Annotated in this window: 16 protein-coding genes; 8 read left to right on the top strand and 8 right to left on the bottom strand. The window is 59.9% G+C overall.

The window, feature by feature from the left end:
• Positions 1-105 precede the first annotated feature (105 nt).
• The 4 genes from RMV17_RS27115 (at position 106) to RMV17_RS27130 (ending at position 4752) form a co-directional block, all read left to right on the top strand.
• Positions 106-2532 (top strand): TonB-dependent siderophore receptor, encoded by a 2427-nt coding sequence (locus tag RMV17_RS27115; RefSeq protein ID WP_311883868.1) that lies wholly within the window; start codon positions 106-108, stop codon positions 2530-2532.
• A 74-nt stretch (positions 2533-2606) separates the two neighbouring features.
• Positions 2607-3737, top strand: a complete 1131-nt coding sequence (locus tag RMV17_RS27120) for a PepSY-associated TM helix domain-containing protein (protein ID WP_034155028.1) — start codon at positions 2607-2609, stop codon at positions 3735-3737.
• Positions 3734-3913, top strand: a complete 180-nt coding sequence (locus tag RMV17_RS27125; protein ID WP_311883871.1) for a hypothetical protein — start codon at positions 3734-3736, stop codon at positions 3911-3913. The genes RMV17_RS27120 and RMV17_RS27125 overlap by 4 nt, the downstream gene beginning before the upstream one ends.
• 209 nt (positions 3914-4122) lie before the next feature.
• A complete protein-coding gene (locus RMV17_RS27130; protein ID WP_311883873.1) occupies positions 4123-4752 on the top strand; it encodes a glutathione S-transferase in 630 nt (209 codons plus the stop codon).
• Positions 4753-4960: 208 nt separating this feature from the next.
• Here the strand turns inward: RMV17_RS27130 and creD are convergent, their stop codons facing one another.
• The 4 genes from creD to RMV17_RS27150 form a co-directional block, all read right to left on the bottom strand.
• Positions 4961-6331, bottom strand: coding sequence for a cell envelope integrity protein CreD (gene creD / locus RMV17_RS27135; protein ID WP_311883875.1), 1371 nt, complete (start codon positions 6329-6331; stop codon positions 4961-4963).
• 169 nt (positions 6332-6500) lie between these two features.
• A complete protein-coding gene (creC, locus tag RMV17_RS27140) occupies positions 6501-7919 on the bottom strand; it encodes a two-component system sensor histidine kinase CreC (RefSeq protein ID WP_311883877.1) in 1419 nt (472 codons plus the stop codon).
• A complete protein-coding gene (gene creB / locus RMV17_RS27145; protein ID WP_311883879.1) occupies positions 7919-8599 on the bottom strand; it encodes a two-component system response regulator CreB in 681 nt (226 codons plus the stop codon). Before creB ends, creC begins: the two co-directional genes overlap by 1 nt.
• 73 nt (positions 8600-8672) lie before the next feature.
• A complete protein-coding gene (locus tag RMV17_RS27150) occupies positions 8673-9176 on the bottom strand; it encodes an ATP-dependent zinc protease (RefSeq protein ID WP_095050277.1) in 504 nt (167 codons plus the stop codon).
• A gap of 257 nt (positions 9177-9433) precedes the next feature.
• Between RMV17_RS27150 and RMV17_RS27155 the strand changes: the two genes are divergently transcribed.
• Entirely contained in the window at positions 9434-10321 is an 888-nt protein-coding gene (locus RMV17_RS27155) for an acyltransferase (protein WP_108225133.1), read from the top strand.
• Between the two features lies 1 nt (position 10322).
• Here the strand turns inward: RMV17_RS27155 and RMV17_RS27160 are convergent, their stop codons facing one another.
• Complete coding sequence (locus RMV17_RS27160) at positions 10323-10880, bottom strand: DUF2780 domain-containing protein (RefSeq protein ID WP_077574816.1); 558 nt, start codon at positions 10878-10880, stop codon at positions 10323-10325.
• Between the two features lie 150 nt (positions 10881-11030).
• Here RMV17_RS27160 and RMV17_RS27165 point away from each other — a divergent pair, with 150 nt between their 5' ends.
• From RMV17_RS27165 to RMV17_RS27175, 3 genes are all read left to right on the top strand, one after another.
• Positions 11031-11666 (top strand): RNA polymerase sigma factor, encoded by a 636-nt coding sequence (locus RMV17_RS27165; RefSeq protein WP_016983732.1) that lies wholly within the window; start codon positions 11031-11033, stop codon positions 11664-11666.
• Complete coding sequence (locus RMV17_RS27170; protein ID WP_311883885.1) at positions 11663-12337, top strand: anti-sigma factor domain-containing protein; 675 nt, start codon at positions 11663-11665, stop codon at positions 12335-12337. The genes RMV17_RS27165 and RMV17_RS27170 overlap by 4 nt, the downstream gene beginning before the upstream one ends.
• Before the next feature lie 211 nt (positions 12338-12548).
• Entirely contained in the window at positions 12549-12869 is a 321-nt protein-coding gene (locus RMV17_RS27175; protein WP_311883887.1) for a hypothetical protein, read from the top strand.
• A gap of 50 nt (positions 12870-12919) precedes the next feature.
• Here RMV17_RS27175 and fdhA read toward each other — a convergent pair whose 3' ends face one another.
• From fdhA to RMV17_RS27190, 3 genes are all read right to left on the bottom strand, one after another.
• Positions 12920-14119: a formaldehyde dehydrogenase, glutathione-independent gene (fdhA, locus tag RMV17_RS27180; RefSeq protein ID WP_093429915.1), complete on the bottom strand. Its 1200-nt coding sequence runs from the start codon at positions 14117-14119 to the stop codon at positions 12920-12922.
• Between the two features lie 201 nt (positions 14120-14320).
• Positions 14321-15178: a formyltetrahydrofolate deformylase gene (gene purU, locus RMV17_RS27185; RefSeq protein ID WP_008086918.1), complete on the bottom strand. Its 858-nt coding sequence runs from the start codon at positions 15176-15178 to the stop codon at positions 14321-14323.
• 266 nt (positions 15179-15444) lie between these two features.
• On the bottom strand, positions 15445-16077 hold the full coding sequence (locus RMV17_RS27190; RefSeq protein WP_034155013.1) for a sarcosine oxidase subunit gamma: 633 nt from the start codon (positions 16075-16077) through the stop codon (positions 15445-15447).
• Between the last annotated feature and the right edge of the window lie 75 nt (positions 16078-16152).

Below are 16152 nucleotides of genomic sequence, written 5' to 3' on the forward strand. Positions count from 1 at the left end.
CCCCATTTCCAGTTAATCGAAATTATTTTCATCCAGCCCTATCACTTTCTGCTTTTCATCCGGCACACAGGCAATTGAGAAATATTTCCATTCAGGAGCCGCCGTATGTCCCGTTCGCTAGACACCTTGTTGCGCCCCAGTCTGCTGGCCGTCGCCATCGCGCTCAGCGCGCCGCTGATCAGCAGTCCGTTGCTTGCCGCTGAACAAGCGTCCAGCGTGCGCGCCTACAATCTGCCGGCGGCACCACTGTCGACCACGCTGAATCAGATCGCCAGCCAGGGTGGCATCGCGCTTTCGCTCAATCCGTCGCTGGCGGCAGGCAAGACCTCAGCACCGGTCAACGGCCAGTACGACGCGGCTGGCGCTCTGCGTGCGGCCCTGCGTGGCACCGGTCTGCAACTGGAACAAAGCAATACCGGCACTTACACCTTGGTCGCCGTGCCTGAAGGAACGCTGGCCCTGCCGGAAACTTCCGTCATCGGCGTGGAAAACTTCGAAAGCGCCTGGGGCCCGGTCGAAGGCTACACCGCCACCCGCACCGCCGCCGGCACCAAGACCGACACCGCATTGGTCGAAGCACCGCGATCAATCTCCGTCGCGACTCGCCAGCAAATGGACGACCGCAGCGTGCACAGCCTCGACGACGCCGTGCGCTACATGCCGGGCATCACCGCCAGCAGCTACGGCAGCGACACCCGCGCCGACTGGCTGCGTGTGCGCGGTTTCGAACCGACCCAGTTCCTCGACGGCCTGCCGCTGCCGAAAGGCGTGTACGCCAACCCGAAACAGGAAACCTGGAACCTCGACCGCCTCGCCCTGCTGCGCGGCCCGGCCTCCTCGGTTTACGGCCAGACCCCACCGGGCGGCCTGCTCGACATGGTCAGCCGTCGCCCAAGCGCTGAAGCCAGCAACGAAATCCAGCTGCAATACGGCAGCGACAACCACCGCCAGATCAACTTCGCCAGCACCGGCAAGATCGACGATGCCGGCCAGTTTCTCTATGGCCTCAGCGGTGTGGTGCGCGACAGCGGCACGCAGGTCGATCACGTCGACAACAAGCGCTACAACATCGCGCCGAGCCTGACCTGGAACATCGACGACGACACCAAGCTCACCCTGCTGAGCCAGTTCACCCGCGACGATACCGGTATCACCAGCCAGTTCCTGCCGGTGCAGGGCACCAAGATCAAGTCACCGTTCGGTGATATTTCCCACCACAAGAATCTGGGTGATCCGGACTGGGAATATTACGATCGCACCTACTACGCGCTGGGCTACGCCTTCGAAAATCGTCTGAACGATGTCTGGCAGTTCAAGCAAAACCTGCGTTACACCAAGTCGGATCTGTCGTTCCAGTCGCTGACGCCGGGGTCGTACCCATTCACCGAAGTGGATGATCAAGGCAATGTCGGGCGCACCAGCACCAGCGTCGAAGAAGATATCAGCCAGTTCGCCGTGGACAACAACTTCCAGGCCGACTTCGCCACGGGCGACATCCGCCACACCCTGCTGCTGGGCCTTGATCACCAGCGCAGCAACACCAACTACACCTCGATCTTCGGTGACGGCCTGACCACCAACGTGATCACCCCGATCTACGGCCAGCCGATCGTACGCCCGGCGCGCTCGACAGCGTTTTACGATTACGACCAGAAGACCTACCAGACCGGCCTGTACATCCAGGACCAGATGGCCCTCGACCAGTGGCGCCTGACCCTCGGCGGCCGTGAAGACTGGGTGCACACCAGCACCAAGTTCATCAACAAGGGCGATGCCACCAACACCCAGCGTGACAAGGCGTTCAGCGGCAACGCCGCGCTCAGCTATGTCTTCGACAACGGTTTCGTGCCGTACCTGTCGTACGCCGAGTCCTTCCAGCCGACCACGGGTGCCGACGCCACTTCGACCGGCTCACTCAAACCGACCGAAGGCAAGCAGTGGGAACTGGGCATCAAGTACCAGCCACCGGGCAGCAAAACCCTGCTGACCGCCGCCGTGTATGACCTCACCCAGAAGAACGTTTCGGTCAACACCTTCGTCAACAACGTGTCGATCACCAGCCAGACCGGGGAAGTGAAAGTCAAAGGCCTGGAGCTGGAAGCGGTTTCCGACGTCACCGATAACCTGAAAGTCATTGCTGCCTACACCCTGGCAAAATCGGAAGTGCAGAATGGCGTCGACAAGGGCAATCGCCTGCAACTGATGCCGAACCAGCAAGCCTCGCTGTGGACCGATTACACCTGGCACGCCGGCGTCCTCGACGGCTTCGGCATTGGCGGTGGCGTGCGTTACACCGGCAACACCTACGGCGACAAGGCCAACACCTGGCTGGGCAAGGCGGACGCCTACACCGTGTTCGACGCGAGCGTGCATTACGACCTCGGCCGTCTGGACAACAGCCTCAAAGGCGCGTCGCTGGCACTCAACGCAACCAACCTGTTCGACAAGGAATACATTTCCACCTGCGACAGCTTCTACTGCTACTACGGCGACACGCGCAGTGTCGTCGCCAGCGCCACTTACAAGTGGTAAGCGATTGAGCTGAAACAGGCCCTGTGACCAGGCCGTCCTTCGCGGACGGCTTTGGTGTTTTTGAAGGTCATGAAATGAAAAGTAAAACAATCCGCCGCTGGTCGTTCGTTCATACCTGGACCAGCCTGGTCTGCACCGTGTTTTTGCTGATGCTGGCACTGACCGGTTTGCCGCTTATTTTCCATCACGAGATCGAACATCTGCTCGGCGATGCACCCGAAGTGCGCGAGATGCCGGCCGACACGCCACGGCTGAATCTGGCGCAACTGGTCGAGGCCGCAGAGAAACATCGTCCCGATGAAGTCGTGCAGTACTTCGGTTTCGATGATGACGAACCGAATGCCGTACTGACGATCATGGCGAAAACCGCCGGCACTGAGCCGAACTCCTCGCACACCTTCATGCTCGACGCGCGTACCGGTGAAGCGCTGGAAACCCCGTCGGCCAACGGTGGTTTGATGCTGTTTATCCTGCGCCTGCACGTCGACATGTTTGCCGGGCTGCCGGGCAAGTTGCTGCTGGCGTTCATGGGGCTGCTGTTTGTCGTGGCCATCGTATCCGGGACAGTGTTGTACCTGCCGTTCATGCGCCGCTTGAAGTTCGGCACCGTGCGTCAGGACAAATCCACCCGCCTGCGCTGGCTCGACCTGCACAACCTGATCGGTGTCGTCACCCTGACCTGGGCGCTGGTGGTGGGCGTGACCGGCGTGATCAGCGCGTGCGCCGACTTGTTGATCGCGGCCTGGCGCAACGATGCACTGAACACCTTGATCGCACCTTATCGCGATGCCCCGCCACTGACACATCTGGCACCGGCCACGCGTTTGCTCGATATCGCTGGCGAAGTGGCACCGGACATGAAGCCGGATTTCATCGCTTTCCCCGGCACACGGTTTTCCAGCGAACACCATTACTCGGTGTTCATGAAGGGCGGCACGCACCTGACCTCGCATTTGCTGACACCAGTGCTGATCGACGCCACTACACTGCAAGTCACCGCCGTGGCCGAACGGCCGTGGTACATGGACGCCATGGGCATGTCGCAGCCGCTGCACTTCGGTGACTACGGCGGCATGCCGATGAAAATCCTCTGGGCCACGCTTGATGTGCTGACCATCATCGTCCTCGGCAGTGGCGTGTATTTGTGGGTAGTGCGGCGCAAAGCGGCGAAACCTGTGCTGGAAACGGCGGAGGCGTCTGCATGAAGCCACGTCAGTCGAATTTCTGGAAGGTGTTCAGCACGCCGATCGTGATTGCGTTGCTGAGTGCAGCGGGGTTGTTTGCGGCGTTGCTTGGGGATGGGATTTGGGATGCGTTGAGCTGGGTTGGTCTGGGTGTGCCGGCCTTTCTGGCGATCAGGGGATTGCTGCAGCGCAGGTAGTTTTTGTGCTGTCGGTGATGGCCTCATCGCTGGCAAGCCAGCTCCCACAAGGAGCTCTGCTGGGCCTGAAATGTGTGTTCACTGCAAAAACCTGTGGGAGCTGGCTTGCCAGCGATGACGGCCGGATGGGCGCCATAAATTCCCTCGCCAGCCATCGCGGTTCTGACTAGGCTAACCACCTGCTCTTCGACGATCACCGAGGTTTGCCAATGTCCGCCCCCAGCATGACCCTGTACCACAACACGCTCTCCCCGTTCGTGCGCAAAGTGATGGTGTTGCTGCACGAGACCGGCCAGCAGGATCGCGTCGCCTTGCAAGACTGCGTGCTCAGCCCGGTCAGCCCGAGCGCCGAGCTCAATGCCGACAACCCGCTGGGCAAGATTCCCGCGCTGCGTCTGGCCGACGGCAATGTCATCCATGACAGCCGTGTGATCCTCGAATACCTCGACCAACAACACGTCGGCAATCCGCTGATCCCGCGCGAAGGTGCGGCGCGCTGGCGGCGTCTGACCCTGGCCTCGATGGCCGACGGGATCATGGATGCGTCGGTGATGGTGCGTTATGAAATGGTCCTGCGTGCTCCGGAAAAACATTGGGACGAATGGCTCGAGGCTCAGCGCGACAAGATCCGCCGCGCCCTCGCTGTATTGGAAGAGAATGCGATTGCCGAGCTGACCAGCCATTTCGATGTGGCCGCCATCAGCGTCGGTTGTGCACTGGGTTACCTCGACCTGCGTTTCCCGGATCTGGGCTGGCGTGATGCCAACCCGCAACTGGCCAACTGGTTTTTTGAAGTGAGTCAGCGACCGTCCATGATCGCGACCATGCCCAAACCTTAAATCGGCGGCGCCTGTTCCGGCCTCTTCGCTGGCAAGCCAGCTCCCACAGGATTTGTGCTAGATCGGGGATTTATGTCATCACCGAACTCATTGTGGGAGCTGGCTTGCCAGCGATGGCACCCCCTCGGTTCCACAGGCAAAAAACCGATAATCCGCGTCACCAGCTCATCCTTCCAGCACTGATCCTCACGCAACCCCAGCGACCGGCTCATTGCATCGTCCCCACATCAAACTCCAGCGGCTTGGCCGGTTTCTGCCCGATCCCGTACCAATCCAGTTTGCGCGTCAGCACCATGAACACACCGAGCAAACCGAACAGCAACAACGAGCCCATCAACAACGCGTAATCCTCGGCGCTCAGCAAGCCATAGAGCAGGCCATACAACGCCGCCAGCCCCGCCGAAAAACTCAAACCATGGCGCACACTGCGTAACACGTGGCAGACATAAAACCCGATCAACAGCACACAAGCACTGGCCGACAACAAATACGCCAGGGCAAAACCAATGTGCTCCGACAACGACAGCAGCAACAGATAAAAGAACGCCAGCGCCACACCGACCAGCGCGTATTGCACCGGGTGCACAGCAAGACTCTTGAGCACTTCGAAGAGGAAGAAACCAGCGAACGTCAGGACGATGAACAGCAGCGCATATTTGATCGCCCGGTCGCTCTTCAGGTACTGATCCACCGGATCGATGAAGCTCACACCGAAGCTGCGACCGTTGAACGCCTCGCAATCATTGCTGCTCACGCAACGGCTCATGGCGTCTTGCAGGTTGGTGGAGAAAAACGTGGTCTGCCAATCGGCGCTGAAACCCTGATCATTGATCTCACGTTTGCCCGGCAGGAAGTTGCCGATGAAACTCGGATGCGGCCAGTTGGCGGTGAGGCTGACACTGCTGCTCTTGCCCACTGGCAACACTTGCAACGAACCGGTGCCTTGCAGGCGCAGGTCAAATCCAAAGCTCAACTCGGTGGTTTTGCTGGTGTCGAGCGGCGGCAATGTCACTCGCACGCCTTCACCAAGCCAGCCGACTTGAGTACCGGGAACAAAGTCCAGGCGCTGACCATCGAGTTCCAGTTTCAGCGCATTTTCGATGCCGCGAATGTCGCTGATGCCGACCGCAAGAAACGGTGCATCGAACTGGTAATCGCTGAAGTCTTCTCTGATGCCCAATTGTGCTGGCAACGAGAAATGGCCATTGATGCGGTTGTCGGCGTGGAACAGCCGCGCCTCATAAATACCCCGCGCACGCAGTTCGGTTTGCACCTGGCCGTCGAGTTCGAAACGCTCCGGCAGGAAATACAACCGGCCGCGTTCTTCGCTCGGTTCGTCATAGCGCTGATTGGTTTTGTCGTTGGTTTTCCAGTTGTGAATCACTTTGCGATACGGCACCACCATCACCGGGCCGCTCAGTTGCTGGCTGTAGCTGGAGCTGCGGGCGATGTCTTCGAGCACGCCATCACGCAACTGTTGGCGCTCGTCAATGACGCCGTCGATCATCAATAACGGGATCAGCAACAGCAGGATCAGCACGGCGATGGCGCCGAGCTTTATCGTCAGATTCTTGTTCATGGGACTCTCCCTGTTTGGATGGGCAGAGTCTGCTGGTGCTTTATGAGGGGTATGTGGGGGGAATGTGGAGATTGTGTGGAAAGATCAAAAGATCGCAGCCTTCGGCAGCTCCTACAGGTGTACGCAACCCTATGTAGGAGCTGCCGAAGGCTGCGATCTTTTGACGGAATCAAGGCAAGCGCAATGTCACCTCAACACCACTTTCGACATTACGAATCTGCATCGACCCACCATGCAACTTGACCACCTCTTCAACGAAGTTAAGCCCCAACCCGGTGCTTTTACGCCCACTGTCCGGACGCGGCAACGAGTAGAAGCGCTCAGTCAAACGCGGCAAGGCGTAGTCAGGTATCGGCGCCGTTTCATTGAACAATCGAAATTCGATCTGCTCGCCAACCCGCTCGGCACAGAACCGCAGCAGCCCCTCTACCGGGGAGAAATCCAGCGCATTTTCGAGCAGATTGCCCAACGCCTGACGCAACAGAAACGGCTCGCCCATCAGCAGCAGATCCGCCGCAATCGTCTGCTCGATCCGCAATTGCTTGCCCTCGATCCGCGCCGCCTGACCTTGCAATAACTCATCGACCAAGACCGTCAACGGCACCGCGACCCGTTCCCCCAGGTCCTGACGTTGCTCCACCTGCGCCAGATTCAACAACCGTTCGATCAACTGTTGCATCCGCGCACTTTCACTGTCGATGTTGCCGACAAAGCGCAATCGCTGAACCGGCGGCATGTCGCCTTGCAGCAACTCCGCCGCGCCACGAATTGCCGCCAGCGGACTTTTCAGTTCATGGGTCAGCGTGTGCACATAGCGCTCGACGTAGGCCTTGCCTTCCAGTTGTGTGCGCATCTGCTCAACCGCTGTGGCGAGCTGTTCCAGTTCACCGCCACGGTAATGCGGCACTTCCACCCGCCGGCCCTCGCTCACCGCTTGGGCATAACCGGTCAGACGGTGCAGCGCACGACTCAACCACCATGACAACAACGCACCGAACAACAAACCGAGGCCGATCAACCCGGCGCCGTAAAACAGCAAGCGCCGTTCGGTGCGATCCACGTAAGGCTGTAAAGAGCTATTGGGTTTGGCCACGGTGACCACGCCGATAATCTGCCCGTTGTCGCGGATCGGCGCGCCGACATGCATGACTGAAGATGCCGGATCATCCGGATCGCTGCGACTGGAGCGCGCACCATACTCGCCACGCAAGGTCAGGTAGACGTCGTTCCAGCGCGAATAATCCTGACCGACCGCGACGCCGCTGGAATCGAGCACCACGATGCCCTTGGCGTCAGTCATGTAGATCCGGTGGTTGACCTGATTTTTCGGCAAGCCCCAGATGGTCGCTTGCGGTTGGCGCTCGCCATAGGCACGCAGCAATTCGGGCCAGCGGTTCTCGCTGAGGGTGCCAGCCTTGAAATCGTCCCGCAGGATTTCCGCCATCAGGTTAGCGGTATCGACCAGGGTTTCTTCGGTGGACTGGCGCACGCCGGGGCGGATTTCTTCCATCACCGTGTTGAGCACAAAATAACCGGTCAGGCCGACAAACAGCACATACACCAGAAAGATCCGCAGCCCCAGCGACATCAGCTGTGCCCCGGGCTGTAGCTGTAACCGAGGCCGCGATGGGTCTGGATCGGCTCGGCGTCGGCACGCACCAGACGCAACTTGGCGCGCACGCTTTTGATGTGGCTGTCGATGCTGCGCTCGTAACCGGCGTCAGCGGCGACGCCCAGCGCGTCGAGCAATTGCTCGCGACTGAACACTCGCTCGGGTTGTTCGAGCAGGCATTGCAGCAGGCGGAATTCGTGGCGGGTCAGGCTCAACGTCTGGCCGCGATAAAGGATTTGAATCCGTTCCGGATCGACACGGAACAGCGCGGAAGTGGCTTCAATCGCCGGGCGTGGCGCCATGCGTTTAAGGATGGCCTTGACCCGCGCCGCGACTTCACGCGGGCTGAACGGCTTGACCACGTAGTCGTCGGCACCAATTTCCAGGCCCACCACGCGATCAATCTCGGCATCCCGGGCGCTGAGGAACAGCACCGGCACTTCGCTGAAGCGCCGCAGCTGCTTGCAAGTCTCAAAACCGCTGATGTCCGGCAGGCCGATGTCGAGGATGATCAGATCGGCCGGAGTCTGCCGCTGATGCTCCAACGCCGCCGCGCCGAGGCTCAACCACGTGGTGGTGAAGCCCTCGCCCTGCAAGGCAAAAATCAGCGTGTCGGCAATCGCCGCTTCGTCTTCGACAATCAGGATATGAGGCATGGCGTCCGAGCCCGTGGGTTAAGTGCGCGAACGGTGCCCCAAGCCTGACGTTACGTCAATGAGACCACTTGGTTCAGCAGTCCGGTTTGTCGGCGGTGAAGCGCCGCGCCGGGTTCACTGCCGCGCCGAATTCACGCAAGGCCTTGGCACCGATCAGCAATGGGTAATTGAAGTTGCTGCGGTCGGTCAGGTTGACCTCAACGGTACGCTTGACGTTACCCAGGCACAGCTCCAGATCGACCACCGGGCGCTTGGCGACTTCGGTGCTTTCGCCCTCGTCCTCTTCATCCGAACGGCTCTTGATCTTGCTGATGCGCGCGACCTTGTGTTCGTAGACCTTGTTGCTGGCGTCTTTGGTGGCGAGGCGGAAACGCACCCATTCGTCGCCATCACGGGTGAAGGTTTCAATGTCTTTGGCCGACAGCGAAGCAGTCAGTGCGCCGGTGTCCATCTTGGCCTTGAGCACTTCACCGCCGATTTCCGGCAGCGCAATGTATTCGTAGCGCCCGTACAGGGTCGGCTCGGCGGCCATGACCGGCAGGGCGACGAGGGCAAACAGTGCAAGGAGGGATTTCACGTATGGGGCTTCCTTGAGAGGTGGGGCAACGGGATTTTAGACCGTTGCGCGCTTGATCGTTCCCACGCTCTGCGTGGGCATGCATCCAGTGACGCGGCGCGCCACAGGGACGCGGAGCGTCCCGGGCGGCGTTACCACGCAGAGCGTGGGAACGATCAGGTTAACGCGACGAAAGTGAAACATTCGTCACCGCCGATTTGGCCTGCCGCGCGAAGCTGCTTATCATGGCGCGCCCATCCGTTTGCAAAGAGTTGCTTATGCGCCGCCTGCTCACCGGCTGTTTCGTCACCCTGCTGCTGTTGCTCAACACCCTGATCCTGATCGGGCCGTTGCTGGTGTTTGCCCTGCTCAAACTGGTCGCACCAGGCCGCTGGCGGGATTACGCGTCGGGCGCGGTGATGTGGATCGCCGAGACCTGGGCGGAAATCGACAAGCTGATTTTCCGCCTGTGCATTCCCACCCAGTGGGACATTCGCGGCGGTGAAGACTTGCGCGGCGACACCTCGTATCTGGTGGTCAGCAACCACCAGTCGTGGGTCGATATTCCGGCGCTGATCCAGACGCTGAACCGGCGCACGCCGTTCTTCAAATTCTTCCTCAAGAAAGAACTGATCTGGGTGCCGTTTCTGGGGCTGGCGTGGTGGGCGCTGGATTACCCGTTCATGAAGCGCTACACCAAGGCGTTTCTGGCGAAGCACCCGGAGCTGGCCGGCAAGGATCTGGAAATCACCAAACAGGCCTGCGAGCTGTTCAAGCGTCAGCCGGTGACCGTGGTCAATTATCTGGAAGGTACACGCTACACCGTCGCGAAAAGCGCGCAGCAGCAATCACCGTTCAACCACTTGCTCAAGCCCAAGGCCGGCGGCGTGGCGTTCGTGTTGGCAGCGATGGGTGAACAGCTGGATGCGATTCTCGATGTCACGGTGGTTTACCCACAGGCGAACATCCCGGGCTTCTGGGATTTGATCAGCGGCAACGTGCCGCGCGTGATCATCGACATCAAGACCCGCGAACTCGACCCGGCGCTGTGGCAGGGTGATTACGAGAATGATCCAGCGTTTCGCCAGACGGTCCAGAGCTGGGTCAACCAACTCTGGAGCGAGAAGGATCAGCGCATCGCCGAACTGCGCGGCGAACGCGGCTGAATCAGCTACCGGTGCCGGCGCCCCAGATGCTGCCCAGGCTTTGCAGCAACGGGCCGCCGACGCCTTGATCACCCAGATACTTGAGCAGCACCGGGGCAAACTGGCCGACCATGCCGCTGTCCATGCCCAAGGCGCCGAAAGCGTTGTTCAGGTCATTGGTGTCCTTGACGTTACCCAGTGCGTTTTCCAGACCGGCGGACTTGCCGGACTGACCGAGCAATCCGCTCAACGCCGCCAGGTTGCCGCTACCGCCCGACAGTTTGTCGATGCCCGGCACTTCTTTGGCCAACTGTGAATAATCGGTGCTGCTCAACTGGTTCTTGGCCAGGCCCAGCATGGCGCTGGTGCCGCCGACGGCTTGCTGCGGCGTCACACCCAGACCGGTGACGGCTTGCAGCAGACCGGCGGTTTCCGAGGTCGGAGCCGCAGCGGTGGCCGCGTTGCCGCCCTGCATGCTGGCAGCAGCCTTGGTCACGTCGTCGAGGCTGAAACCAGCAAATACCGGGCTGGCCGCAAGGGTCATCAGTGAAGCCAAGGCAATACCGCGTGAAATCTTCATTCAGACATCCTCTTGCGCTGTGAAAACCACCCGTTGAACGGGCAGTGAAACTGCCGGTTTGACCGGGTATCCGCCGGCATGTTCCGGCGCGGCGCATCCATTTTCGTCCGGCCTGCGTATATAAAACGTGAAATCCCGGACACCTTCGCGATGAATGGCACAACCGCTGTCGCTGAACTAGCCTGTGAACAGTCCGAGTCTCGCCCTCGCGCGCTCACTCTTGCTTGGAGAGTCGTCATTTCCATCGCCGACACCGATCAGCTGCGACAGCTGCTGGCCCAGTGTGCACTGGGTGATCGTCGCGCCTTCGAAAAGCTGTACCGCAGCGTCGGCCCGCGTCTGCACGGCGTGGCCCTGCGTTTTATGGGCCGCACCGATCTGGCCGAGGAAGTGCTGCAGGAAAGCTTCGTGCGCATCTGGAACAACGCCTCGCGCTACGAAGCGCACCTGTCGGCGCCGTTGACGTGGATGATCAACATCACCCGCAATCAGGCCATCGACCAGTTGCGCAAACACCGTGACCGGCCACTGACCGATCTCGAACAGGACACACTGCCAGACGAAAGCCCCTCGGCTCACGACCAACTGAACAGCGCCCGTGAGGCCAACGCGCTGAATCGCTGCCTGGAAACCCTCGACGGCATGCAGCGCCAGTCGATCACCGTGGCCTACTTTCAGGGATTGTCGTGCACGGAACTCGCCGAACATCTCGCCACGCCACTGGGAACGGTGAAATCGTGGATCCGTCGTGGCATGGAACGTCTGCGCCGGTGCCTTGAATCATGAACTACCAGACCCCAGCCCTGCGCCGCGCCCTGGCTGCCGATTACGCGATCGGGTTGATGGCTGCGCCTGCGCGGCGGCGGTTTGAACAATTGCTGCTGGACGACGCTGTGTTGCGAGCTGAACTGGCGCAATGGCAGGAAAGCCTCGCCTCTCTCACCGAAGCGCTGCCGGAACATCCCGTGCCCGACCGAGTGTGGCAAGGCATTACCGCGCGGATCGAACCGCAAGTGCTGCATGTGCCCGAGAAGCGGCCGTTCTGGAACTGGCTACGGGTTACCGCTGCGCTGTGTTCGATCGTGTTGCTGGTCTTCCTCGGCTCGCTGTACAACCGCGACGACGCCCGCTACCGCGCCACCCTGCTGACCGCCGATGCGCAACCGGCGCTGAAGGTCGAAGCGCATGCGGATTACCTGCAAGTCGAGCCGTTGACGCTGGAGGCGGTTGATGCGGATCGCAGCCTTGAACTGTGGGCGATTCCGGCTGATGGAAAACCGATCTCGCTGGGGGTGATTCCGGCGGGGGGCAAAGGCAAGGTTGAGCTGAGCGAGGTGCAGAAAGCGTTGATCGGTAAACCGATTGCGCTGGCAGTAAGTCTTGAGCCTAAAGGTGGTTCGCCGACCGGGCAGCCGACTGGACCGGTTCTTTATCAGGGTGCTTTGGCAGCCCTCTAATTGCCAAGATCAAAAGATCGCAGCCTTCGGCAGCTCCTACATAAATCCCGTGTAGGAGCTGCCGAAGGCTGCGATCTTTTAGGCCATTTAGTGGCTTGACGAGCAAATCAATATTTCAAAATCATCTAGATACCTGTCAGATCTGACAGTAGGCGCCACTCATCATCCACGCGAACATTGCGGCTCCCATTTAAGTAACGGAGTACAAAATATGAAGATGAAAGTTGTCTCAGGTGTCCTGATGACGCTGGTCATGATGAGCACCGCCTATGCAGCTACTTGTCCAACAATCTCGGTGAGCCACTCCCAAGATGCCGAGGATTTCACCTTCACGTCTGCACGCCTCAAAGACAAAAATACTGCCAACTCGGTTGTCATTTGCCGGTATGAAGGCAAAAACAACGTCGGGGTGTCGGCCGGTTACAGGAATGACACCCCAGTTAAAGCCACTGGAAGCGGTTGGACAAATGATGAATGTGCCACGGCTGACGGTGACGCCAGCAAATGCGCATTCAAAGAAAAGAAAAAGTAAGGACCAAAAAAAGGCAATCCACCGGATTGCCCTTTTTTAAGTCGTACAACTTACGCCGCGCTGAACAACTTATGCGGATCAATCACAAACTTCTTCGGCACGCCCGCATCGAACTCGCCATACCCTTCCGGCGCCTGATCGAGGCTGATCACCTGCACGCCCACCACTTCGGCGATGTTGATGCGATCCCACATGATCGCCTGCATCAGTTGGCGGTTGTACTTCATCACTGGCGTCTGGCCAGTGTGGAAGCTATGCGACTTGGCCCAGCCCAGACCGAAGCGAATGCTCAGGCTGCCCATTTTCGCAGCGGCATCGACAGCACCCGGATCTTCGGTGACGTACAGGCCGGGGATACCGATCTTGCCAGCCACACGCACCACGCCCATCAGCGAGTTGAGCACAGTGGCTGGCGCTTCGGCTTTGACGCCGTCGTGGCCGTGGCCGCGTGCTTCGAAACCAACGCAGTCCACTGCGCAATCCACTTCCGGCTCGCCCAGCAATGCGGCGATCTGTTCGTGCAGCGGGGTGTCCTTGGACAGGTCGACGATTTCAAAACCTTGAGCCTTGGCGTGAGCCAGGCGGATGGTGTTGACGTCGCCGACGATCACCACCGCCGCCCCCAATAGACGCGCAGAAGCGGCAGCGGCCAGACCGACCGGACCGGCGCCGGCAATGTAAACGGTGCTGCCCGGACCAACGCCGGCAGTGACGGCGCCGTGGTAACCGGTCGGGAGGATGTCGGAGAGGCAGGTCAGGTCGCGGATTTTCTCCATGGCCTTGTCGCGGTCCGGCAGTTTCAGCAGGTTGAAGTCGGCGTACGGCACCAGCACGTACTCGGCCTGGCCACCGGTCCAGTCGCCCATGTCGACGTAACCGTAAGCACCGCCAGCTCGGGCCGGGTTGACGGTCAGGCAGACGCCGGTGTGTTGCTCTTTGCAGGAACGGCAGCGCCCGCAAGCCACGTTGAACGGTACGGAGACCAGGTCACCGATTTTCAGGTTCTCGACGTCGGAGCCTTTCTCGATCACCTCACCGGTGATCTCGTGGCCCAGCACCAGACCGGTCTGCGCCGTGGTACGGCCGCGCACCATGTGTTGGTCGGAGCCGCAGATGTTGGTAGAAACTACTTTGAGAATGACCCCGTGCTCGATCTTGCGACCGCGCGGGTCCTGCATTTTCGGATAGTCGATTTTCTGTACTTCGACCTTGCCAGCGCCGAGATACACCACACCACGATTGCCAGACATGCTTTCACCTCGCTGTTGTTTTTATGGAACCGCGTTGCCCAGGCAGGCAGCGCGTTGAGTGCTCGGGTACAGATGCTGTTTCTTGTGTTGCCTGTCAGGGCCTCATCGCTGGCAAGCCAGCTCCCACAGGGATTTGTGTCGTTTACAGAATTTGAATTCAACACCGAATCCTGTGGGAGCTGGCTTGCCAGCGATGGCGATCTAAAGAACGACCGTACGATTGGCGTTCAAAAACACCCTTCTTTCGATGTGATACCCAACCGCCCGCGCTAACGTCAGACCTTCAATATCGCGCCCCTTGGCAATCAGATCCTCAGGGTAATGACTGTGATCCACCGCCTCGACGCCCTGGGCAATGATCGGCCCTTCATCGAGGTCGTTATTGATGTAATGCGCTGTCGCGCCAACCAGTTTCACGCCCTTGTTGTAGGCCTGGTGATACGGCTTGGCGCCCTTGAAACCCGGCAGCAGCGAGTGATGAATGTTGATCGCCTTGCCATCGAGCTTGCGACACAGCTCCGGCGACAACACCTGCATATAGCGGGCGAGGATTACCAGTTCAGCGCCGGACTCTTCGATCACCTGCCACACCTGACGCTCCTGCGACGGTTTGTCGTTGGGGTCGAGGGGGAAATGGTAGTAGGGAATCTGGTGCCAGTCGGCCAGCGGTTTGAGGTCCGGGTGATTGGAGACCACCGCCGCGACGTCCATCGACAACTGGCCAATGCGCTGGCGGTAGAGCAAGTCGTTGAGGCAGTGATCGGCCTTGGAGACCATGATCACCACCTTTGGCCGGTAGTTCGGCGCGGTCAGTTCGAAGATCATGCCAAAGGCCTGGCCGCGTTCGGCGAGGCCGGCGCGGAAGGATTGTTCGTCGAAGCCGTCGGGCTGACGGAATTCCACGCGAATGAAAAAACGCCCGGAGAGGCGGTCATCGAACGAATGGTGCTCGGTGACGTAGCAGCCCTGCTCGAACAGAAAACGCGTGACCGCGTCCACGGTGCCGAGGACGCTGGGGCAGTCGGCGGTCAGAATCCATGTGTCTGGGGCGCGGCTCATGGTGCGGTGACTCCTGTTCTTTGTGCGGGGTGTCAGGTTTTTCCCTCACCCTAGCCCTCTCCCAGAGGGAGAGGGGACTGACCGAGGTGTTCTCTCGTGTTACGCCGACCTGAAATACCGAGCCGAATTCAAGCTCTGGAAAATCTATCGCGAGCCAGGCTCGGCTGTTGAAATCGCCCGAGATCGGCTCCCTTTCCCCCTCGCCCCCTTGGGGGCGGTCCGACGTTTCGGGAGGGCTGGGGTGAGGGGGTGGCTCTTGATCTTTTTCAGGCCTGAACGCTCAACCCGTACTCAGCCGAAGCATCCTGCAACCACAACCACCAGTAATCCGAAAAACTGCGACGAATCAGCAATTCCCAAGTGTCTTCAGCGGTATGCCGAATCATCAGTTGCGACTTGGCGAACACCGTGCCGACCGCTTTCCCGACCGGGAAGTTGTTCGGGTGCACGTCATAGCTGGTCGACTTCATCAGCACCTGACGTACATTCGGCCCGCTCAGTTCGAGCACTTGCTGGCCGCCGCTGACGTTGACGATCGCGATGTGCAGATCGCCCAGGGCTTCACGCAGTTTCTGTTCGGCGGCGAATTCCTCACCGCTCGGCACGATCAGCAGCCACTCATCCGGGCCCATCCATTGCAGGCTGGTTTCGCCTTTGACGATGACGCTCAGCGCGCCGGGCAATTCAATGCCCAGCGCTTTATGTACGCCAGCGGCGAAAGCGGCATCGTGGCCATCGCCACGAATGGTCAGATGGCCGAGGAGTTTCTTTTCACGCACGATCACGCCGGCGTTCTTGCGACCCTTGCCGACCAGGCTGGCGAGGTCGGCATGGTGCAGCGACGACTCGGCACGGGCACCGGTGGTCGGGCGTTGTTGGTAAACATTGGCTGTGGTCATAAAGCACCTTCCTGAATTCTGTTGGTTCCTGCGGTGGCTGATCTGCCGCTTTCGCGAGCAGGCTCGCTCCCACAG

The organism is Pseudomonas sp. VD-NE ins, from assembly GCF_031882575.1.
Lineage (GTDB): Bacteria > Pseudomonadota > Gammaproteobacteria > Pseudomonadales > Pseudomonadaceae > Aquipseudomonas > Aquipseudomonas fluorescens_BZ.

Bases quoted from the DNA above. Each gene is read 5' to 3' on its own strand.
- RMV17_RS27165 (WP_016983732.1), top strand. From the start codon at position 11,031: ATGAATGGCACAACCGCTGTCGCTGAACTAGCCTGTGAACAGTCCGAG.
- RMV17_RS27190 (WP_034155013.1), bottom strand. From the start codon at position 16,077: ATGACCACAGCCAATGTTTACCAACAACGCCCGACCACCGGTGCCCGT.
- creB (WP_311883879.1), bottom strand. From the start codon at position 8,599: ATGCCTCATATCCTGATTGTCGAAGACGAAGCGGCGATTGCCGACACG.
- creD (WP_311883875.1), bottom strand. From the start codon at position 6,331: ATGAACAAGAATCTGACGATAAAGCTCGGCGCCATCGCCGTGCTGATC.
- RMV17_RS27160 (WP_077574816.1), bottom strand. From the start codon at position 10,880: ATGAAGATTTCACGCGGTATTGCCTTGGCTTCACTGATGACCCTTGCG.
- fdhA (WP_093429915.1), bottom strand. From the start codon at position 14,119: ATGTCTGGCAATCGTGGTGTGGTGTATCTCGGCGCTGGCAAGGTCGAA.
- RMV17_RS27175 (WP_311883887.1), top strand. From the start codon at position 12,549: ATGAAGATGAAAGTTGTCTCAGGTGTCCTGATGACGCTGGTCATGATG.
- purU (WP_008086918.1), bottom strand. From the start codon at position 15,178: ATGAGCCGCGCCCCAGACACATGGATTCTGACCGCCGACTGCCCCAGC.
- RMV17_RS27125 (WP_311883871.1), top strand. From the start codon at position 3,734: ATGAAGCCACGTCAGTCGAATTTCTGGAAGGTGTTCAGCACGCCGATC.
- RMV17_RS27120 (WP_034155028.1), top strand. From the start codon at position 2,607: ATGAAAAGTAAAACAATCCGCCGCTGGTCGTTCGTTCATACCTGGACC.
- RMV17_RS27155 (WP_108225133.1), top strand. From the start codon at position 9,434: ATGCGCCGCCTGCTCACCGGCTGTTTCGTCACCCTGCTGCTGTTGCTC.
- creC (WP_311883877.1), bottom strand. From the start codon at position 7,919: ATGTCGCTGGGGCTGCGGATCTTTCTGGTGTATGTGCTGTTTGTCGGC.
- RMV17_RS27115 (WP_311883868.1), top strand. From the start codon at position 106: ATGTCCCGTTCGCTAGACACCTTGTTGCGCCCCAGTCTGCTGGCCGTC.
- RMV17_RS27170 (WP_311883885.1), top strand. From the start codon at position 11,663: ATGAACTACCAGACCCCAGCCCTGCGCCGCGCCCTGGCTGCCGATTAC.
- RMV17_RS27130 (WP_311883873.1), top strand. From the start codon at position 4,123: ATGTCCGCCCCCAGCATGACCCTGTACCACAACACGCTCTCCCCGTTC.